Origin of the sequence: Lentilitoribacter sp. Alg239-R112 (assembly GCF_900537175.1) — a bacterium.
In the GTDB taxonomy this organism is placed as follows: Bacteria; Pseudomonadota; Alphaproteobacteria; order Rhizobiales; family Rhizobiaceae; genus Lentilitoribacter.
Window position 1 is genome coordinate 1,580,225 of record NZ_LS999833.1, and the last position, 20,296, is coordinate 1,600,520.

The 20,296-nt window shown below is 45.5% G+C and carries 17 protein-coding genes and 1 riboswitch; of the genes, 3 read left to right on the plus strand and 14 right to left on the minus strand.

The annotated features are described in order from the left end of the window. Position 1: 1 nt before the first annotated feature. Together G3W54_RS08025 and cobA are read right to left on the minus strand one after the other, a co-directional pair. On the minus strand, positions 2 to 1,294 hold the full coding sequence (locus tag G3W54_RS08025) for a cobyrinate a,c-diamide synthase (RefSeq protein WP_162652560.1): 1,293 nt from the start codon (positions 1,292 to 1,294) through the stop codon (positions 2 to 4). After that, positions 1,291 to 2,130, minus strand: a complete 840-nt coding sequence (gene cobA / locus G3W54_RS08030; protein ID WP_162652561.1) for a uroporphyrinogen-III C-methyltransferase — start codon at positions 2,128 to 2,130, stop codon at positions 1,291 to 1,293. The genes G3W54_RS08025 and cobA overlap by 4 nt, the downstream gene beginning before the upstream one ends. A gap of 123 nt (positions 2,131 to 2,253) precedes the next feature. On the opposite strand from cobA, the gene G3W54_RS08035 reads away from it, so the two are divergent. Further along, positions 2,254 to 3,357 carry a cobalt-precorrin-5B (C(1))-methyltransferase gene (locus G3W54_RS08035; protein WP_162653614.1) on the plus strand — a complete coding sequence of 368 codons (1,104 nt, stop codon included), beginning with the start codon at positions 2,254 to 2,256 and terminating at the stop codon, positions 3,355 to 3,357. After that, on the plus strand, positions 3,357 to 4,034 hold the full coding sequence (locus G3W54_RS08040) for a cobalt-precorrin-6A reductase (protein ID WP_162652562.1): 678 nt from the start codon (positions 3,357 to 3,359) through the stop codon (positions 4,032 to 4,034). The genes G3W54_RS08035 and G3W54_RS08040 overlap by 1 nt, the downstream gene beginning before the upstream one ends. 7 nt (positions 4,035 to 4,041) lie before the next feature. On the opposite strand, the gene cobM is transcribed toward G3W54_RS08040, so the two are convergent. From cobM to G3W54_RS08100, 12 genes are all read right to left on the minus strand, one after another. Continuing rightward, positions 4,042 to 4,824 (minus strand): precorrin-4 C(11)-methyltransferase, encoded by a 783-nt coding sequence (cobM, locus tag G3W54_RS08045; RefSeq protein ID WP_162652563.1) that lies wholly within the window; start codon positions 4,822 to 4,824, stop codon positions 4,042 to 4,044. Then, positions 4,824 to 6,647, minus strand: a complete 1,824-nt coding sequence (cobJ, locus tag G3W54_RS08050; RefSeq protein ID WP_162652564.1) for a precorrin-3B C(17)-methyltransferase — start codon at positions 6,645 to 6,647, stop codon at positions 4,824 to 4,826. The genes cobM and cobJ overlap by 1 nt, the downstream gene beginning before the upstream one ends. After that, positions 6,644 to 7,393: a precorrin-2 C(20)-methyltransferase gene (gene cobI, locus G3W54_RS08055; protein WP_162652565.1), complete on the minus strand. Its 750-nt coding sequence runs from the start codon at positions 7,391 to 7,393 to the stop codon at positions 6,644 to 6,646. The genes cobJ and cobI overlap by 4 nt, the downstream gene beginning before the upstream one ends. Beyond that, positions 7,390 to 8,616, minus strand: a complete 1,227-nt coding sequence (gene cbiE, locus G3W54_RS08060) for a precorrin-6y C5,15-methyltransferase (decarboxylating) subunit CbiE (RefSeq protein WP_162652566.1) — start codon at positions 8,614 to 8,616, stop codon at positions 7,390 to 7,392. The genes cobI and cbiE overlap by 4 nt, the downstream gene beginning before the upstream one ends. After that, the gene (locus G3W54_RS08065) at positions 8,609 to 9,250 is read right to left on the minus strand and encodes a precorrin-8X methylmutase (protein ID WP_162652567.1); all 642 of its coding nucleotides are present in this window, start codon (positions 9,248 to 9,250) and stop codon (positions 8,609 to 8,611) included. The genes cbiE and G3W54_RS08065 overlap by 8 nt, the downstream gene beginning before the upstream one ends. Next, positions 9,251 to 10,351: a sirohydrochlorin chelatase gene (locus G3W54_RS08070; RefSeq protein ID WP_162652568.1), complete on the minus strand. Its 1,101-nt coding sequence runs from the start codon at positions 10,349 to 10,351 to the stop codon at positions 9,251 to 9,253. Then, positions 10,348 to 10,587: a DUF6732 family protein gene (locus tag G3W54_RS08075; RefSeq protein WP_162652569.1), complete on the minus strand. Its 240-nt coding sequence runs from the start codon at positions 10,585 to 10,587 to the stop codon at positions 10,348 to 10,350. The genes G3W54_RS08070 and G3W54_RS08075 overlap by 4 nt, the downstream gene beginning before the upstream one ends. 287 nt (positions 10,588 to 10,874) lie before the next feature. Then, positions 10,875 to 11,507: a cob(I)yrinic acid a,c-diamide adenosyltransferase gene (gene cobO, locus G3W54_RS08080; protein ID WP_162652570.1), complete on the minus strand. Its 633-nt coding sequence runs from the start codon at positions 11,505 to 11,507 to the stop codon at positions 10,875 to 10,877. A gap of 2 nt (positions 11,508 to 11,509) precedes the next feature. Next, positions 11,510 to 15,250, minus strand: a complete 3,741-nt coding sequence (cobN, locus tag G3W54_RS08085) for a cobaltochelatase subunit CobN (RefSeq protein WP_162652571.1) — start codon at positions 15,248 to 15,250, stop codon at positions 11,510 to 11,512. Positions 15,251 to 15,258: 8 nt separating this feature from the next. Next, positions 15,259 to 16,332 carry a cobalamin biosynthesis protein CobW gene (gene cobW, locus G3W54_RS08090; protein WP_162652572.1) on the minus strand — a complete coding sequence of 358 codons (1,074 nt, stop codon included), beginning with the start codon at positions 16,330 to 16,332 and terminating at the stop codon, positions 15,259 to 15,261. A 2-nt stretch (positions 16,333 to 16,334) separates the two neighbouring features. Beyond that, complete coding sequence (gene cobU / locus G3W54_RS08095) at positions 16,335 to 16,853, minus strand: bifunctional adenosylcobinamide kinase/adenosylcobinamide-phosphate guanylyltransferase (protein ID WP_162652573.1); 519 nt, start codon at positions 16,851 to 16,853, stop codon at positions 16,335 to 16,337. Positions 16,854 to 16,981: 128 nt separating this feature from the next. Further along, positions 16,982 to 17,365: riboswitch (cobalamin riboswitch) on the minus strand. Between the two features lie 39 nt (positions 17,366 to 17,404). Beyond that, positions 17,405 to 18,868, minus strand: coding sequence for a cobyric acid synthase (locus G3W54_RS08100; protein ID WP_162652574.1), 1,464 nt, complete (start codon positions 18,866 to 18,868; stop codon positions 17,405 to 17,407). Positions 18,869 to 19,243: 375 nt separating this feature from the next. On the opposite strand from G3W54_RS08100, the gene bmt reads away from it, so the two are divergent. Beyond that, on the plus strand, positions 19,244 to 20,281 hold the full coding sequence (gene bmt / locus G3W54_RS08105) for a betaine--homocysteine S-methyltransferase (RefSeq protein WP_162652575.1): 1,038 nt from the start codon (positions 19,244 to 19,246) through the stop codon (positions 20,279 to 20,281). Positions 20,282 to 20,296 lie beyond the last annotated feature (15 nt).

A 20,296-nucleotide genomic window follows, 5' to 3' on the forward strand; every position in this document is an offset into this window, starting at 1 on the left:
ACTAAGCCCGATCAACCACATGCATATATGAACCCGCAACATGACCCACGCGCATTCCCCTATCACCTAACGCGTTGTCTTCAGCATCCCCGGCGGAGAATAAAGGTTCAACATGATCTGCTTTATGAACAGTCGAATAATGGAACTCATGACCACGAAGCGGTCCATCCCACAACAAATTATTTTTTGGGTGCAGTTTGCGATACCCTAACTGACGTTTTCTACTCGCAAAGCTTGTTTCTAACGGTAACAGACCAAGCATCGGGTGCGATACCCCATGTGCATCGATCAACCTCTCACCAAGCACCATGTACCCACCGCACTCGCCGTAAATCAATTTGTCTTCATTGGCAGCTTTTCGCATTGCAGATCTAAAACTAGTGCAATTTGACAGCTTTTCTGCGTAAAGTTCAGGGTAACCACCCGGAAGGTAGATTGCTTTTGCATTTTGAGAGGGGGTTTGGTCATTAAGAGGAGAAAAGAAACTCAATTCTGCGCCCATATCTCTCCAACCAGTTAAAATATGCTCGTAGGAAAATGAAAACGCCATATCGCTTGCGACAGCAATATTTTGTGCAATAGGCGGCAATGCATTTACTGTGGGAATTTGCGCAGAATGCTTACTATCTGCCACATCAATAATCCGTTGCATATCAAGGTTCTGCTCAATATGTGAGGCAACATCTTCAATAAATTGCTCGATTTTCAGATGTTCACCCGCCTGCACGAGGCCAAGGTGACGTTCCGGTAATTTGAATCTATCGTCACGATGTATTGCACCAAAAATCTCGATAGATTGGCTAGATAAAGCTCCCCGCAGCATTTTTTCATGACGAGTGCTTGCGACTTTATTCAGGATAACACCACAGATATGTACATCGTCCCGAAAATGGGCAAAACCAGATACAATAGCCGCGACAGAATGAGAAAGCTTTGAGCAATCAACGACCAGAATAACTGGCAGATTAAGTAACGCTGCCAAGTCCCCTGCAGATCCAGTGCCATCTGCAGCACCATCAAACAATCCCATCATAGCTTCTATAAGCAAAAAATTATCAGGGCTTTGCAATCTGTTTTTTTGGCCAATAAGAAGTTCAGGCCGCATGGCCCATGGGTCAAAATTATAGCATTTAGCACCCGATGCAATGGCGTGAAACTGCGGGTCAATGAAATCAGGACCGGCTTTACCTGATGCTATAGAAATGCCTCGGTTCTTAAGTGCCCGCAAAAGCCCCAATGTAATAGTAGTTTTACCGGAGCCTGATGAAGGAGCTGCGATCACGCACCCGCTCATGAGACCGCTTTGTTGGGTTTGAGCTTCAACGGATCAGGATCTAGCAATCTGCCAGCAGCAGCGCCGAGCCAGTCCAACCCCGGACGAAGGCGAACGACATCCCCCAAAACGACAATGGCAGGCGGTGATAAATCTGCTGCTTTGATATCCCTTACAGCATCTGCCAATGTAGTTTCTAGCACAAAATGTTTCTCCGTGGTCGCATCACAAACTAACGCGATCGGCTCATCAGCTCTACGACCGGCCGCCAGTAGTTTGGTAACGATGGCATCCATATGCTTCATCGCCATATACATAACAATTACGGGTGAACCCTTAGCTATGCTATTCCAATCAATCGAATCCGGTATAATTCCGCCAGCATCATGACCGGTCAAAAATGTCACTGCCTGATTAACTTCACGGTGAGTAACTGGGATACCAGCATAAGCCAAGCCTCCAATACCAGCTGACACACCAGGCACAATGCGAAACGGAACGTGATGTTCAACAAGGGTCAGCGCTTCCTCACCGCCACGCCCAAAAACAAATGGATCACCACCCTTAAGCCGCAAAACTTTCTTGCCAGCACGCGCCAGTTCAACAAGTCGAAGAGAAATATCGCGCTGTTTCGCAGATGGCTTCCCACCTCTCTTGCCCGCATATTCTATAACTGCGTCTGAACTGGCCAGTTTTAAACAGTCCGAATTCACCAAAGCATCATGAACAATAACATCAGCCTGAGACAATGCATTATAGGCATGGAGAGTTAGCAATCCAGGATCACCTGGCCCTGCACCAACCAGCCAGACATGCCCATCTTCCATCATTGGTAATGTGTTTTGCCAATCCTGCATGCGATTAAGTTTAACCCTCGTTTCGAGTTCCTATATGGTTATGTTTCTTCTACACTCTTTCCATCCGGTGGAAAAGAATGATATCGACAAGAAACAGATGAATCTATGGTATTATCACCAATAATGACTGCTGATGAAAACAACAAAGACGGGACAAGACAGTTACAACGCGGTTGGACGACTGGCGCCTGCGCGACAGCGGCCACAAAAGCTGCATTGACAGCCCTCATTACTGGCGATTTTCCTGACCCTGTCGCAATCCTTTTGCCGAAAGGTGAAGTCCCACACTTCCCTTTAGCGATGGAAAGTCTTGGTGAAGGTTATGCAGTTGCGGGAATAATAAAAGATGCTGGTGATGATCCGGATGTAACGCATGGCGCCATGATCATCTCCTCGGTCAGGCCTATGCCGCCAGATAGCGGCATCGTATTCAAAGCTGGCGAAGGCGTGGGGATAGTCACAAAAAGCGGCTTACCTATCCCAAAAGACGAACCTGCAATTAATCCAGTGCCACGCAAAATGATGACAGAAATTGTCGAAGAGATTTGCACCTCCTATGGTCTTCCGGCAGATGTCGAAATCAGAATTTCCATACCCGATGGTGCAGAAATTGCAGAAAAGACATGGAACCCTAGATTAGGGATTGTGGGCGGCCTCTCTATATTGGGAACAACAGGTATAGTTCATCCATTCTCGTGCTCGGCATGGATACACTCCATTCATCGCGGCATAGATGTCGCAAGAGCAGAAGGGCTTGATCATGTTTTAGGTGCTACAGGTTCAACGTCGGAAAAAGCTGTTCAAGATTTATATGGTCTTCCAGATATTGCGTGTTTGGACATGGGTGATTTTGCAGGAGGATTACTAAAATATATCCGCAAACATCCAGTACCAAAACTGACAATCGCGGGAGGGTTTGCAAAGATAACAAAACTTGCACAAGGATCGATGGACCTACATTCCTCCCGAAGCCAAATAGACATGAACTTCCTGGCAAACATTGCATTGGAGGCGGGATTGAATCAAGATCTTAAAAGCACGATTCTAAGTGCGAATACCGCTCTCGAAGCCTTTGAAATAACAAAAGAAAACAACATTGATATAACAACACCCGTCGCAACATTGGCCTCCAAAAATGCAAAAGATATGCTGCGAGATGCGCCAATTGAGCTGGAGGTTATTATTGTTGATCGACAAGGAAACATTATTGCTAAAGAGGCATTGTAATGGAAACCATTCTAGTCCTTGGTGGCACAGCGGAAGCCGTTACAAAAACACAAGAACTCATCGGCGAGAACACCAATCATAACATCATATATTCTCTTGCAGGCCGAACAACAGGTCAACCAAAACTCGACTGTAAAATTCGCATCGGCGGTTTTGGCGGGGTGGATGGATTGATCAAATTCATCACTGAAAACAATGTGACCAAAATCATAGATGCAACACATCCCTATGCATTGCAAATTTCAAAAAACGCGCGAGCGGCTTCAAATAAAAAGAACATTACATACAACTCAATCTTGCGGGCAGAATGGGAAAAACAAGACGGTGATAATTGGGTAAACGTCTCATCAACATTGGAAGCTGCAAAAACCATCCCCAACATGTCACGTGTATTTCTGGCTCTTGGAAAACAATATATTGATGTTTTCCAAACGCGTACAGATTGTTACTTTGTCATCAGAATGGTTGATAACCCGGAAGTGGAGCTGGGTTTCAAATCCCACAAGTTGCTAACTGGGCGACCAAGCACATCGATTGAAGAGGAGATTACACTCCTTAGAGAAAACGAAATCCAGATCATCATATGCAGAAACTCCGGCGGCGAACAATCCTACCGCAAGATTATAGCGGCAAGAGAATTAAACATACCGGTGATCATGATCAACAGGCCGGACTAAAATAAGACTACGCCCCTGCCCTGTTCTTTTTCTTCCCTACATTTCGCAAAACATGACTATATTCTGAATTATATAGATCTGAATCTCTAAAATTGACATCGCCGAATACTTTCCCCACCATAACCAAAGCCGTACGCGTAATCTTAGCCTTGCGTACATCAGCCTTCATTTTCTCCAGCGTAGTAAAGATATACTGCTCATCAGGCCAAGTCGCGCGATATGCGACAACCACAGGGCAATCCAACCCATAATAAGGTTCAAGTGAATTTTTGATATAATCAAGATTACGAATAGAAAGATGAATCGCAAGTGTTGCTTTAGATTGACCTAAAATCTCAAGTTGCTCTCCATCCGGCATGGATGAGGCTTTCATACCTGTTCTGGTAATAATGACTGTCTGCGCTATTTCAGGTAAAGTCAATTCTGTCGAAAGCTTTGCCGCAGCGCCCGCAAAAGCCGGCACACCCGGAACAACTTCATAAGCTATATTAAGCGCATCAAGCCGACGCATTTGTTCTGCCGTTGCACCGTAAATAGCCGGATCGCCGGAATGCACACGCGCGACATCTTTGTCCTCACTATGCGCTTTTTTGATGTCATCAATAATTTCGTCAAGGTTCATCGGCGCAGTATCTTTAACAAGCGCATCCTTTGGAGCAGCCTGCACAATCTCTTCTGGAACCAATGAACCCGCATAAAGACAAACGGGGCAGCGTTCGATGAGCTTTAACCCGCGCACAGTAATCAAATCAGGCGCACCAGGCCCGGCACCAATAAAATAGACTTTCATTATTTCTCACCCATTGAGGAACCACTTTTACCGGAATATCCGCGCGGTGTATAAACCCATGTTTTACCATCGCCTGTTTTGATTGTTCGACTTTCACTCGAACCAACAATCACGACAGTCAGCATATCAACGTCATTGATGTCCAAATCGCCAAGTTTAACAACGCGTACATTTTCACCTTCGCGTCCTAAATTAGTGGCCAACACAACAGGTGTGTCATGTGGTCGGTCAGCAAGCAAACGATCCCGCGCCCATGCAAGTTGAGTACGGCGTTTGCGTGAAACAGGATTATAAAATGCGATGACAAAATCGCCCATGGCGGCAGCGCTCACACGTCGCTCAATATCTTTAAGCGGCGTTAGAAGATCCGAGAGTGAGATTGTACAAAAATCATGTCCAAGTGGTGCCCCAATACGAGCCGCAGCTGCCTGCAATGCTGAAATCCCCGGAGACACCGCGATCTCAATTCGTTTTGCATCTGGCGTTAATCCGTCTTCACCGTCAGCTTTGTCCAAAAGTTCAAAGACAAGCGTTGCCATCGCATAAATTCCAGCATCACCTGAGCAAACAAGGGCAACATCTTTGCCCTCTCCCGCCAGCTCCATAGCGTGGCGAACGCGAGCTTCTTCCTTACCAAGATCAAAGTCATGACGGGTCTTACCGTGTGTAAGCGGACCTAACAAATCGAGGTAAAGTGAATATCCGACAAGGTCTGTCGCCATACAAACATATTGTGTTACCTCTGGTGAACGCCATGCGTCATTTCCTGGCCCTATCCCAACCACAAATAATCGACCACGTTGCTTCCCTGTTTTTGATGTATCCACAAACACATCTGAAGCTTGCCCAATAGCCAATGTCGCTCGCTGGCTCTTTTGCTTAGCCACGATCAAATCGCCGTCGCCTCCAGAAGCAGCCAAAGCTGCGCCTTCCGCCACGCCGTAAACGCCAACCTCGCCAAAAACAATGTCAGACGGTGTTTGCAATCGATCCGTCTGAGCAAGTAACTCATCCGAGTTATAGAATTGCGCTGGACAGTCAAACCGTCGCGCCAATGCGTGAATTGCAGCTTCATCCGCTTTTAAATCGATTGATGAAACCATACCGATGGCAGCTTCGGAAAATCCATTTTCATTCATCGTCGCTTCGGCGAGTTTTATTAACTCATCCGCGCCACAACCGCGTTCACAGCCCACGCCAAGAACCAGACTCTTTTTATAATAGATCAGCTCTAATTCTTTGGGATGACTCAGTTTTTCAGTAACAGAAAGCTGAACTTCAGCACCATCTTCAAACGCTAATTTACTTTCTCGAAGCCATTGTGCATCTCCCACTAAATCAACATTCGCACCATTTACCAACGCTGCCATTACATTTTTTGCGCTCTCGGGATTCGCCAATACATACCCCTTGGGCGGATTATCAAGCGCTACACCAAAATGGAGATCGCCAGCCGTCGTAATAGCTGCGTGAGCGCCTAAATTATCTGCCAATACTCTAGCCATTTCGTTTGCACCATGATGACCTCCCAGTAATGGCACCACGCTCGATGCGTCTTCTGCAACCACCAGAACAGGTGGTTCACTAATCTTGTTTTTAAGTAATGGAGCCAACAAACGTGTAACAGCACCAATTGCCATGACGGCAACAATCGGGCGTCCAGCTAGGAAAAGTTCACCTAGATGCTCCTTTACATCTCCAAAAACAACATCCGCGCTTGGGACTCTTTTCTCAAATCCGTGAATTTCGCCAGAAGTGTTTTGCTTAATTTTCTCTGCCACTGCCATTGCAGACGAGGACAGAATTATGATTGCGGGTTTCATTGTAAGGGCTCAGCCTCTTTCTCTGGTATAGGTAAGTTAGAGACCCAATCTTCAGCGCCTTTGTACATCAAGATCATTGAAAAATAGGGAGCAACTTCAGTGGGGTTCACCGATGCCAACGGCATGATTTTTTGTGAGGGAAGACTGATCCGCTCCAAGTAACCACAACAATCTATCAGTTTGGCTTTGGTCAACAGACTATGAATGCGCTCAAAGTGACGGCCAATCTTGATAATGGATGCAGCATCACAACTCTTTAGTTGGCGCGAGATATCTTCATCTGGCAAAGGTGCAGGAATAACAGTCAGCACATCATTTCTAGCTGCAAGCGGCCTGCCTAACGCAGATGCTCCTGCCATCATTGATGAAACGCCTGGAACAACCTCACATTCGAATTTATCTGCAAGGCGTTCATACAAATACATAAATGAGCCGTAAAAAAACGGGTCCCCTTCACACAAAACAACGACATCCCGGTCATGTCGCAAATGCTCAGCGATTTTATGAGAAACAGCATCATAGACCTCCTGTGCAGGAAATCTTTCAACGCGCATTGGAATGACAATGGGAATTTCTTTCTGATCTTCCGATATAAATGGCGCTGCGATCTGTCGGGCAAAGCTTTCACCATTGTCTGGCGCTGGATAAGCAATAACAGGGCACTCTCGTAAAATGCGTAAAGCTTTCAGGGTCATTAACTCACTATCACCGGGCCCTACGCCAATCCCGTAAAGTTTGCCGCTCATGAGTTAGCTCCCTTCAAAACTGACCATATTGTAACTGGCATAAACGGTTTCCAACCGGAAAAACGACCAACTGGCACAGCCCTTGCAATTTGCATACGAACAAGTTCACCACCGTATTTTTCATGTAAGGCAATCAACTTCGCTTCGCTTTCAACAGTCACAGCATTTGCTACAAGTGGCTTGCCTTCATCCAATGCGGACCAACAGGCATCAAACACGCCTTTATCCGTTAAACCACCGCCGATAAATATGGCATCGGGCTTTTGTAAACCTTCCAAACTCGCAGGTGCTTCGCCTTGAATCAACTGCAACTTTGGCACACCCAAGTTCTTTGCGTTCGCCAAAATCATATCACAGCGTTCAGTATTTTCTTCAATTGCAATTGCACAGGCACCATGTGAGGATCGCATCCACTCAATTGAAACTGAACCGCATCCTGCTCCGATATCCCACAGGACTGCATTTTGATATGGCATTAAAAACGAAAGTACGACGGAACGGACTTCCCGTTTTGTAAGTTGTCCATCATGCTCAAAGGCATCATCGGCCAAGCCAGGAACCCGCGATAGGACAGGTGCTGAAATATCGCTCTCACATGCGATGGCAAGAATATTGAAATCAGCAAAGCTATTCAGTTCCGCCGAAATTTCAGATGCTTTAAATGCCGTGATCTTTTCACACTCTCCGCCAATATGCTCAAGAACCGTAACCTGAGAAGAACCAAACCCGCGAGCGACTAATAATTTCGCAACTTCAAAAATTGTCCTCTCATTTGACGTTAAAGACAATATCTTTGCCTTTGGCACCAGATGTGTATGAAGCCCCTCCACTGCGCGGCCATGTAATGATATTTGGGCTGTATCCTGTAGCGCCCATCCCATTTTCGAGGCCGCCAACGAAAAGCCAGAAGGCGATGGTACAACAACCATCTCATCCGCATCAAAAAAACGCCGCAACGTGGCGCCGATCCCAAAATGCATAGGATCACCAGTTGCCAATATAGTGGCTGGTGTACCGCGTCTCTGCTTTATCAATTTAATTGTTTCAGAAACACCAAATGTCCAGGGGATAATATCACGATCACCTGTTTCAATTTCTTCGAGAACGCGCGCAGGCGCAATAACGGTTTCAGCTGCTTCAAACAGTCTCGTTGCTTGGCCGCTTAAGCTGTCTAAACCATTATCGCCTATACCGATTATGTAAAGCCAGGGAGTTCTAACCATTGTTGTTCAACCCACCAGCTAGTGCATTTACCGCAGCGGCGGCCATTGCAGATCCACCACGACGACCAGCAACTGTAACAAAAGGCACGCCACGTGGGTTGGCAGCAAGCTCGGCCTTTGATTCAACTGCACCGACAAAACCAACAGGCATGCCAATGATTAAAGCCGGCTTTTCACAACCTTCATCCAAAAGTTCCAATAATCGAAAAAGAGCTGTTGGCGCGTTGCCTATGGACACAATCGACCCTTTAAGCTGATCTTTCCACAAATCAACCTGAGCCGCTGATCTCGTCGTATTTTTCTTCTGCGCAATATTCGGAACATCAGGATCATTCACCAAACAAACAACCTCATTTTCCGATGGTAACATGCGAGGGATAATGCCCTTTCTAACCATCTCAACATCACAAAAAACCTTAGCACCATTTTCAAGTGCATTGCGTCCGCTAGTAAATGCATCTTTTGAGAAGAAAACATCATCAGCAATATCAACCATCCCGCAGGAATGAATCAATCTGATAACCAGTTGATCCAACCCTTTGCCAAACCTGGATAAATCCACTTCCTGCCGTATAGTTTCAAATGACTTTCGATAAATTTCGGCAGGGTTTCGCTCGTATGACAAAGAAGACATTTATGTCTTCTTTGTCATTGAAACGGGTCCGTGTGGATGATCTGCATGCGGATATGGATGATGATGGTGATCATGACTATGAGTATGGCCATCATCATGAGAATGATCATGTGAATGTATCGGTGTAAACGGAAGATTATGCTTCTCACAAAATTCCTGATCGCGGCAAGAAGCATCGCAATCGCCATTACACGGGCAATCTTCTAAACCACCGCCAATACCCTCGACATGATGATGATGGCTTTCCTGCGGCAGTCCCACTTGATCCTCAAAGCCCAAAACCTGCTCACGATATTTACAAAGCTGGCAATTCATCAATGCCTGCCCGGCTTTTACTTCTTCAACCCGGTCTTTAAATGTATCCAGGACAAGCGAATGGTCATTGAGATAACCGGCCTTCACAAATTGAATATCAGGGTTTAGTGCCGCCACCTCATCGGTGTAGCTAAATATACGCTTGACCAAAACGCCCGTAAAAAGAAAATACGGGAAAACAACGATACGTTTGTAACCAAGCTTCGCTGCATGTTTAAGGCCAGGTGCGACGAGTGGAAATGTTACACCGGAATAGCAAGTATCTGCCCACCCAAAGCCCAATCCTTCCCAGAGCATCCGCGTGATCTTGGCCACATTTGAGTTGGCATCAGGATCAGATGAACCGCGCCCGACAACCATGAGAAGTGTTTCGTGCTTACCCACTTCACCATGCTCTTTATTTGCAGCTTCCACCGCTTCTTCAACACGCGCACCTGCTGCGCGGATCATCTTGAGATCTACACCAAGTTCACGACCATAATTTATAACCATACCGTCGTTCTGCGCTTGATAAGTGTTAAGTACAGAAGGGATATCATTTTTTGCATGCCCGGCAGCAAATAGCATTCCCGGAACTGCCAATACACGGGTAACACCTTGTTCACGAAGCTTATCCAAACCATCTGAAATAACCGGATTACAAAATTCCAGATAGCCATATTCAACGGGCGTATCAGGGTAGAGTTTTTTCAAACCCTTGGCGACAGATGAAAACTCTTTTGCGGCATTCTGATTACGACTTCCATGGCCACACACCATGATGCCGATTTTTTCTTGAGCGCTCATGCTGTTTCTCCAGTTTCTCCGCTTGCAGTCTCTTCCGATGATACATCGTCTTGCTCGTTGTCCACCTCAGTGTTCTTTTTGCCTTTGACCAGAGCCGCCGCAATAGCGATTGCTGCAACACCAGCAGCAATTCCCACCCAGTGGGCGTGCCCGGCCAATTCACCAGCATGCCCCATATGGGCGTATGCAGGTTGAGCTAAAATAATGAGTCCAGTCGTAATTGATAGAATGCGCATCGGCATCTCCTTGTGTTTCATCGTTTGATGCACGAGACGCCGAAACTGAAAACAGCTTCGATGATCGATAGTTCTGGAATTGGCCCTTGGTTTAAGTCAGCCGCACCGGAATTTCTTTCAGCCCTTCAAAGGGCACCACCGTACATACGTTTGTTATCTATAATTTTGTATTCTCTCGGTCAAACAATTAAGCCCAAAATACATAAAGTATTGACCAGTTTTTTGACCTCATTGAATCCCAGTTCTAAAGTACCGGTATTCCAGCACCAGAAGCTATAAACCCTCCCCTAAAACTCCACACCGACCTGTGCTTTAACGCCCGAACGGAACGGGTGTTTGATCATTGTCATTTCAGTTACCAAATCGGCAGCTTCGATGAGCTCATCCTTGGCATTGCGACCTGTAATAATAACGTGCTTCATTTCAGGTTTTTGCTTTAAAAACTCAACGACTTCGTTAATATCAAGATAGTCATAACGCAGCACAATATTCAGCTCATCCAGCAAAACCATATGGGTACTGTCATCCATAATCATCTCTTTAGCGCGTTCCCACGCTTGCTTGGCAGCCTCTATATCACGCTGACGGTCTTGGGTTTCCCACGTAAAACCATCACCCATCGCAGTAATTTGAACTTGATCAGGAAAGGCTTCAAGAACTTTGCGCTCTCCAGTTCCCCATTTACCTTTCACAAATTGAACGATACCGACATTCATATCATTACCTAGAGCACGAAAAATCATACCAAAGGCGGCTGTTGATTTACCTTTACCCTTACCCGTATGAACCATCACAAGACCTTTTTCGATTGTCTTGGTCGCAATTATCTTATCGCGTGCGACCTTTTTCTTCTTCATCTTTTCCGTATGGCGCTCGTTGAGCTGCTCTTCGGTCATGTTATCGGTGATTTTACCCGCCATGCTTAACTCCCATTTCCATCTAGTTTCGCCATCTTGCTGAGCTGGAATTTCGCTGAATTACTTTTCGGTTGCCATAAATTTCGATCAATGGCTTCTAAAAAGCGATTTGCCATTTCTTTCAAAGCTTCCGGATTATTATCTTCAATAAATTGCCTGACCTCATCGTCAACCAAATAGGCCTGATACACAAGCTCAAAGTGATGATCTCGTACGGCACCGGTTGTTGCGGCGAAGGCAAACATGTAATCCAGCGTTGCCGCCATCTCAAAAGCGCCTTTATAGCTATGACGCATAATACCAGAAATCCATTTTGGATTAACAGCTCGTGCACGCACCACACGTGAAATTTCCTCATCAAGCGATCGAATGACTGGTTTTTCAGGTCTTGAATGATCATTGTGATAGATCGATGGTTTCGTACCAGATACTTTTTCCACCGCAGCGGTCAAACCACCCTCAAACTGATAATAATCATCACTATCAAGCAGATCATGCTCGCGGTTATCCTGATTTTGAACAACTGCTTCAACGGATTTCAAACGAGTTTCAAACAAATCACGTTCAGATTTTCCATCTTCATTTGCACCGTAGGCATAACTTCCCCAAACCATATATGCTTCGGCAAGATCATCCTTAGACTCCCAACCCTTCTCATCGATGAGAGCCTGTAAACCAGCGCCATATGCACCGGGTTTCGAACCAAATACACGGTAGCCTGACTGCTTCTTGGCATGTTCTACGCTAACGCCCTGTGCCAATAAGGCCTGCTCCTCTTCATTCATGCGAAAAGCAATTGGATTATCGGCAGCATCTTCGTCAAGTGCGCCAATTGCACGAACAGCGCGATCAATCAATGCGATTTGATCTGGAAATGCATCTCGGAAAAAACCCGAAATTCTGAGTGTAACATCTACTCGTGGGCGACCAAGCTTGGCCAAAGGTATGATTTCGTAACCAGTCATTCTGCGTGAGGCCATATCCCAAGTTGGCCTAGCGCCCATCAGTGCCAAAACTTGCGCTAGATCATCACCACCTGTGCGCATATTGGACGTGCCCCATGCAGTGATGCCAAAGCTTGTAGGCCAATTTCCATTATCTTGGACGTAGCGCGCAATCAAAAGCTCGGCAGATTTTTTGCCAAGCTCCCATGCAGTCGGCGTCGGCAATGAACGACTATCAACGGAATAAAAATTCTTTCCCGTAGGCAAAACATCAGGACGTCCGCGTGTTGGCGCACCAGATGGGCCGGGAGGTACGAACTTTCCATCCAACGCAGTTATTATATTACTGATCTCATTTTTGCCGCTATCAATTACACTTTGCTTCAATCGATTCTGCGTTTCTAACAAAACGATATCTGTATTCACCCATTGTTCGGCACATTCAGTTCTGCCAGATACTAAGTCTGCTGCGAGTAGCTCTATCCGCTCGACTGTGTCACCATTTGATCGCCAATTTTCCGAACTCACGTTGTTGAGCGCATCAGGGCGATGTCCATCCCATGTTTTTGAAAAGTCACAATCCAGTGGATCAAAACCATGCCCAAGTTCAAGGTCAGTAGCAATTGCACGATGAAGACTTTTATCTTTTTCGCCTTCTCCGCGCGGCAATCTCGCAAGCGCCACTGTCAAATTCTCAAGCAATCGATCTTGCGGTGCAACACCAAAGATATGCAGCCCATCGCGGATTTGCATCTCCTTCATTTCACAAAGCCACGCATCCAATTTCTCCAACGCCAGATCATCATTAGCGTCATTTTCAACACCCACATCTTTCGCAATATCGGTATCTTGCATCAGTTCAAAAATCTTCTTCTTGAGTAATTTTAAACGTCGAGGATCGTAACCAGAAGCAAGATAATACTCATCAACTAACGCTTCCAAATCTTTGAGTGGACCATAGCTTTCGGCACGCGTAAGCGGAGGTGTAAGGTGGTCAATTATCACGGCAGATGTTCTGCGCTTTGCCTGTGTCCCCTCACCCGGATCATTGACAATAAAGGGATAAATATTTGGAACAGCTTTCAAGATTGCAGCAGGATAGCAGCTCTCAGAAAGAGCTAAAGCCTTGCCGGGCAACCATTCCAAATTTCCGTGTTTACCCATATGAACAACAGCATGTATCTTGGCAATTTCTCGTAAATAGATGTAAAAAGCAAGATAGCCATGAGGTGGAACAAGGTCTGGGGAGTGGTAACTTTCTTTAGGATCGATATTATACCCACGTGCTGGCTGGATACCGATCAAGATCTTACCACAGCGGATAAATGGAAGCTCCAGCTTTCCATTTTTAAAGAACGGATCATCTTCTGGAGAACCCCACCTTTGTTGAATCTCATCACGAACGGATTGAGATAATCCGTTGAAGTGATTCATATATTCATTAAGCTCAAGCACAACTTGAACATCTTGAATCACTTTGGAAGAATTTGTCTTACCCCCTTGAAGGCCATCCATCAGGTCGAGCGATGTTTTGGGGTATTCACCCACATCATAACCATTGGCCTCCATAGCACGAAGCACTTCAATAACACTTGCAGGCGTGTCTAAACCTACACCATTTCCAATGCGCCCATCTTGGTTTGGATAGTTTGCAAGTATCAGCGCAACTGCTTTATCACTTGGCTTGGCATGCGCTAGCTCTGCCCATGATTTAGCTAGATCCACAACATGCTGAATGCCGTATTCATGCGGTTGATGCTGAACAATATTCGCTTGAACATTCTCATCATAATGATCTGCCGTTTTAAACGAAATCACCTGAGCAAACACACGACCATCTACTTCTGGCAATGCCACATTCATTGCAAGATCCTTGGACCCTAACCCTTGTGATGATGCCTCCCAAGCTTCAATATTCCCGCCCGCCAAAACAGCTTGTAAAACTGGGGCACCGTTTCTCTCGAGCACTGTAGCGGCGTAATCATTGCCTGGCTTTGAAACCGCAAATCCTGTCGCATTAATCACCACGTTTGGTGGCGTTTGACGAAAGAGATGCAAAACAACATTTTGTGAAAATTCCTCTTTCAAACTGGATACATATATGGGAAGCGGGTTTAACCCGGCTTCCCGCATCTTCTTAATCAAAGCATCGATTGGTGATGTTTGTCCGCTTTGTATAAGCGCGCGATAAAAATTGATCCCTACAATCGGAGCGCCTTTGATCCAAATTGATTTAAGCTTATCTAGAGTTGGTTCAGTTTCTTGCGGCCAATATAATCCAGCTTTTAGTAGCGGCGCAGCGGAAACAGGTCTTGTTCTATCCTCAAGTAGCGTTTCACAATATTCTACAAAACCTGCTGCATTTTTTGCGCCACCCTCAATGAGGTATCGCCACAATGCAGCTACGTCTTCACCTGAAACATTACAAAACCGATCTAGTTCCGGATCCGGTTTATCATCACCTGGAACAACGACTATCTTGATGTTGTTGTTGCTCGCAGTCGCATAAAATGCTTCTAGTGCATAGGAGAAATAACCCGCACCACCAAGTGCACGAATGACAATCAGCTTGGCATGTTTAGCGGTATTTTCAGCATATGTGTCAACTGACATTGGATGCGTCAGCTGTCCAAGGCTAGCCAGTCGCCAATCCAAATTAGCAACACCATTAACAGCATTTGCAATACTTGAATTCTCAGTGTCTGCTGCTGAAAGGAAAATCACATCTCCCGGAGATTGACCAAGATCAATGGCCTCATCTCCGTCAGATATTGTTCCTTTTTGCGCTAAGAGAAGATGCATGATTTAACTCAGATCAATCCCTTGATTGCAGAAGCAATTTTTTGTTGCTCGATATCATGCAAACCAATGACCACGAGTTTAGAAGACTTCTCTTCATCAGCATTCCACAGACGATCAAAATGCTGATCAACACGCGCACCTACGGCTTGGATAACAAGGCGCATCGCTTTGTCTGGAACATGAACAATACCTTTGAGCCTAAGAATATCATATTCCTGGATCAACTCGCTGAGACCGACACAAAACTGCTCTGGCTTTTTAACCGCACCAAGTTCAACCACAAAGCTTTCAAATTCATCATGGTCATGATGGTGGTGTTCATGATCATCGTCAGAATGTTCATCATGGTGATGTTTCTCATGATGTGATTTGCGAGTTGCCAGATCGTCCTCAGAACCAACACCAAGCCCAAGCAGTACATCTGATGGGACAATACCATTGCGCGCTACGACAAAGGCTGGTTTACGTTCAATGGAATTTTGTACCGATGCTTTAACCTGATCAAGTTTGATCTCATCAATGAGATCAGCTTTATTTAGGACAATCATATCCGCCGCCGTAAGCTGGTCTTCAAATAGCTCCTCTAACGGGCTTTCATGATCCAGGCTTTCATCTTCCTGGCGCTGCGCATCTAGTTTATCATGATCATGGGCAAACCTGCCATCAGAAACAGCGGCACTGTCTACCACAGTCACAACCCCATCAACGGTTACTTGCGACTTTATTTCAGGCCAATTGAACGCAGCAACAAGCGGCTGTGGTAGCGCAAGGCCTGACGTTTCAATTACGATATGATCTGGTCTCGCTTCCCGCTCGAGAAGCTTCTCCATTGTGGGAATAAAATCATCAGCAACCGTACAGCAAATACAGCCATTGGTAAGTTCAACAATATCGTCCTCGGTGCAGTTTTCAGCTCCGCACCCCTTAAGCACATCACCATCAACACCCAAATCACCAAATTCATTGATAATAAGGGCGATTTTTTTGCCGTCGGCATTTTGCAACATCGATCGAATGATGGTTGTTTTACCTGCACCAAGAAAGCCTGTGATAATCGTTGCAGGAATTTTAGATTGTAGCATGTTCAGCCCTTTAATTTGGATGGCAGTCCGGCGGTGAGAAAATATACCTCATCAACTGCTTGAGAAATTTTTTGGTGCAAAAGACCAGTATGATCGATGAATTTACGAGCCATCTTATTGTCTGGCACAATGCCCTGCCCGACTTCATTTGAGACAAACACAACTGGCACTGAGAGAGTTTTGAGAACATCAATCAGCTCATCGCTCGCTGCTTCTACGTCTTGCTCTTCCATCATGAGGTTTGTAACCCACATCGTTAAGCAATCAACGAGAACAGGTTGTTTTTGATCATTCAATATCTTGAGTTGATGCGAGAGCTCAATCGGTTCTTCAAAGCCCAACCACTCATCCCCGCGACGCACTTTATGTTCATTAATGCGATCACGCATCTCATCATCCCAGATGCGTGCGGTTGCAAGATAGCTGCATGAAGGCGCAAGGTTAAGTGTCAGTTTTTCAGCAAACAAAGACTTGCCAGACCGAGCACCACCAAGCACGAAATAATGTCGTGCGATAGACATTTTCTAACGACGCATAATAGCCAGCATGGGCCCAGGCCATGCTTGGTTTACAGACGCATTTATAGAATATAGTACATTTCCCACTCAGACAGCTCCCCGTGTCTTCAATGGCCTGACATACATCAAGCCTGTTTCAGTTCCCTTCTGGCAGGTCTCCTGGCTCACGTATTTCGACAGTTTCCTGTCATCAGCACACCCTTACCTTCCCAATGTTTGGCTTCGATCTAAATCGAATACCGGCGTCTGGGCGAGGAACGATTCGTAGAGAAAGAGGCGTTCAACCCGTGTTATCCCAGTTGCCCATCAGTGGTTTTTTCGAAATTTGCCGTTGAACCCAATTCATCAATATGAATTTACAAAGCTCTTAGCCAAACAACGAAGGGGTGCCTACTCGCTCTACAGTCGCGGGATCGGCTGTGATTAAAGTCCTCGACTTGAGTCAACTTCCTCACATTCCCTTTTAATTTTGCTTTGCACCTTGCAAAACAAAAACCAAATGGTGAGCGATTGTTAAGCGCGCATTCAGTGACTGTCAATTGGGTAATTTGATTTTATGATGAAGTTTCTGCAATCTTCAGTAAAGCATCGAAATCTACAAGTTGTTCGAGTTCATTAGCAATATCATCTAATGCTACATCTACCATCTCAGTATAGTTTAGCTCAGATTGCATTATGCCGAAGTGGTTCAAAAACGCATGGCGAAAATCATCTTCGGTAAACAGGCCATGTAAATATGTGCCAAAGATCAACCCATCTTGTGTAATAGCGCCCTCGCCTCGCTCACCCACAAACGAAAACGGTCGTAAGCAATCCGGGCCAGTTGTTCTGCCTATATGGATTTCATAACCATTTATATCTTGACCAAAAAACTCCGAACGCGCATCAGTTTTTTGAGTAACTTTTTCAGGTTCCATGATGGTTTCAATATCTAGAAGTCCAAAACCGTCTATTTCAGAAATGTCACCTTCAATACGATCAGGATCAAAGATTTTTCTTCCAAGCATTTGAAAACCTCCACAAATACCGAAAACTGAACCACCTTTTTTCAGATGCTCCCGAAGCTGAACATCCCATCCCTCAGACCTTAGATAAGTTAAATCAGCAATTGTCGATTTTGTTCCTGGCAGGATAATAATATTGGCATCGCCGGGTATAGCTTCCCCCGAACTGATGAACTGCACGTCAATATTCTGCTCTGCAATCAACGGGTCAAAATCATCAAAATTAGCCATCCGTGGAAGTCTTGGAATCGCTATTTTAAACTTACCTGATGTGTTTGCGCTCATTCTATCGAGAACAACTGAATCTTCAGCGGGCAATTTAGCAGCTGCTTTAAGCCACGGAATAACACCATAGCTCAGCCAGCCTGTGAACTTGTGTATTGATGTTAAGCCATCATCGAAAAGTGACACATCCCCTCGGAACTTATTAATCAAATACCCTGTAATCATATCGCGATCTTTATCCGGCAAAATCTGATATGTGCCGACAATGGAAGCAATGACACCTCCACGATCGATGTCACCGATAAGTATAACCGGAACATTCGCTTCTGTTGCAAATCCCATATTTGCGATATCACCATCTCGCAAATTTATTTCAGCAGGTGACCCGGCCCCCTCCACCAATATCAGTTCATACTCTTGAGATAGCTTTTCAAAACTCTCCAATACGCACGTCAATAATTTTGGTTTGACCGATTTATACTCGCGAGCCTTCGCCTGCCCCCAAACTTTGCCATGAACTACAATCTGACTTCCTGTTTCTGATTGAGGCTTTAACAAAATTGGGTTCATGTGAATTGATGGTGACACACGAGCCGCAAGAGCTTGTAGCCATTGACCGCGGCCAATCTCGCCACCATCATCGGCGATAGCTGCATTGTTTGACATGTTCTGCGGCTTAAATGGTGCAACCTTAATGCCACGATTGGCAGCAAGGCGGCAAAGACCGGCAACCAACACGGTTTTACCAACATCCGAACCCGTACCCTGAAACATAATTGCTTTAGCCATAATCGCTGAATAACACCCGCAAAGAAAAGAGGGAACGAAAAATTGTGGCTCATAAAGAAAAACCGCGTCAGCTCAAAAAGCTGACACGGTTTTTTGCCAAAATACGCAGGCACTACAAAATACGCATGTAGTTACTAGCACTTCGGTACGCAGTACCTGATCCGAAGCGAGCAAATTTTAAGTTTGCTGGAGGTAGTTCTACAGCAACATCGTTACCGGAAAGTTATTGAAAGACTAAGCGAATCTTAATTTCGCATTTTTTCTGGTTAACTCGCAAAAAAATTTCAAACAAAAATCTAACAAAGCGAGTTTAACACTATTGCAATGATATAAAGACATGTTTATATCTTGAAATGATTTGAAAAGGCGCAATCTATGACCAATACATCCAATCCTATAACTGACCTGATCGCGGAAAAAGGGATCTTGATGGCTGATGGCGCCACAGGCACAAACCTATTTGAAATGGGATTAGAAGCAGGCGAAGCGCCTGAACTTTGGAATGAAAGCGCACCGGAAAAAATTGAAAATCTACACAAAGGCTTTGTTGATGCTGGTTCAGATATCATTCTTACAAATTCATTCGGCGGAACGCGTCACCGTTTAAAACTTCACCATGCGCAAGACAGAGTGTTTGAACTCAATAAAGCTGCAGCTGAAATTGCAACAAAAATTGCAAAGACAGCAAACAAACGTGTGATCGTGGCTGGTTCCGTTGGACCAACTGGGGAGTTGCTGGTTCCATTAGGCGCGATGACCTATGACGAAGCAGTCGCTGCATTTGTTGAACAACTGGAAGGTTTGAAGGCTGGTGGCGCAGAAGTTGCATGGATTGAAACAATGTCAGCAACGGACGAAATTCGGGCAGCGGCAGAAGCAGCAGTGAAACTTGGTATGCCTTATGTTTACACCGGTTCATTTGACACTGCTGGTAAAACCATGATGGGTCTACATCCTAAAGATATACATAATGTTGCTGGAGACATTGGTGATGGCCCCGTAGCAGTTGGCGCAAACTGTGGTGTTGGAGCCTCAGATATTTTATCTTCCCTACTCGATATGACAGAGGCCGACCCTAATGCTGTTGTTGTTGTTAAAGGGAATTGTGGCGTACCAGAATTTCGTGGTAGTGAAATTCACTACTCCGGCACACCAGCATTGATGGCTGACTATGCTCGCCTTGCAATTGATGCCGGCGCGAAAATTATTGGCGGCTGTTGTGGCACTTCATGCGACCATCTCTCAGCTATTCGCGGTGCAATTGATAAACATAACGCCCCGGCTGACGGATTTACAAAACGACCAACTATTGAAGAGATCGTTGAACGCATCGGACCAATGAAAAATCAAGCTGCGGCTGATGGTGCTGATGCGCCAGCTCGTCCCCGTCGCAGTCGTCGTAAGGTGAATTAATTCGCGATCGTTTTT

What these genes read in the sequence shown, in the direction of transcription:
- bmt (WP_162652575.1), top strand. Translation starts at nt 19,244, where the DNA reads ATGACCAATACATCCAATCCTATAACTGACCTGATCGCGGAAAAAGGG.
- cobM (WP_162652563.1), bottom strand. Translation starts at nt 4,824, where the DNA reads ATGAAAGTCTATTTTATTGGTGCCGGGCCTGGTGCGCCTGATTTGATT.
- G3W54_RS08025 (WP_162652560.1), bottom strand. Translation starts at nt 1,294, where the DNA reads ATGAGCGGGTGCGTGATCGCAGCTCCTTCATCAGGCTCCGGTAAAACT.
- cobU (WP_162652573.1), bottom strand. Translation starts at nt 16,853, where the DNA reads ATGTCTATCGCACGACATTATTTCGTGCTTGGTGGTGCTCGGTCTGGC.
- cobA (WP_162652561.1), bottom strand. Translation starts at nt 2,130, where the DNA reads ATGCAGGATTGGCAAAACACATTACCAATGATGGAAGATGGGCATGTC.
- G3W54_RS08100 (WP_162652574.1), bottom strand. Translation starts at nt 18,868, where the DNA reads ATGGCTAAAGCAATTATGTTTCAGGGTACGGGTTCGGATGTTGGTAAA.
- cobN (WP_162652571.1), bottom strand. Translation starts at nt 15,250, where the DNA reads ATGCATCTTCTCTTAGCGCAAAAAGGAACAATATCTGACGGAGATGAG.
- G3W54_RS08035 (WP_162653614.1), top strand. Translation starts at nt 2,254, where the DNA reads ATGACTGCTGATGAAAACAACAAAGACGGGACAAGACAGTTACAACGC.
- cbiE (WP_162652566.1), bottom strand. Translation starts at nt 8,616, where the DNA reads ATGGTTAGAACTCCCTGGCTTTACATAATCGGTATAGGCGATAATGGT.
- G3W54_RS08070 (WP_162652568.1), bottom strand. Translation starts at nt 10,351, where the DNA reads ATGAGCGCTCAAGAAAAAATCGGCATCATGGTGTGTGGCCATGGAAGT.
- cobJ (WP_162652564.1), bottom strand. Translation starts at nt 6,647, where the DNA reads ATGAAACCCGCAATCATAATTCTGTCCTCGTCTGCAATGGCAGTGGCA.
- cobO (WP_162652570.1), bottom strand. Translation starts at nt 11,507, where the DNA reads ATGGCGGGTAAAATCACCGATAACATGACCGAAGAGCAGCTCAACGAG.
- cobW (WP_162652572.1), bottom strand. Translation starts at nt 16,332, where the DNA reads ATGCTACAATCTAAAATTCCTGCAACGATTATCACAGGCTTTCTTGGT.
- cobI (WP_162652565.1), bottom strand. Translation starts at nt 7,393, where the DNA reads ATGAGCGGCAAACTTTACGGGATTGGCGTAGGGCCCGGTGATAGTGAG.
- G3W54_RS08075 (WP_162652569.1), bottom strand. Translation starts at nt 10,587, where the DNA reads ATGCGCATTCTATCAATTACGACTGGACTCATTATTTTAGCTCAACCT.
- G3W54_RS08040 (WP_162652562.1), top strand. Translation starts at nt 3,357, where the DNA reads ATGGAAACCATTCTAGTCCTTGGTGGCACAGCGGAAGCCGTTACAAAA.
- G3W54_RS08065 (WP_162652567.1), bottom strand. Translation starts at nt 9,250, where the DNA reads ATGTCTTCTTTGTCATACGAGCGAAACCCTGCCGAAATTTATCGAAAG.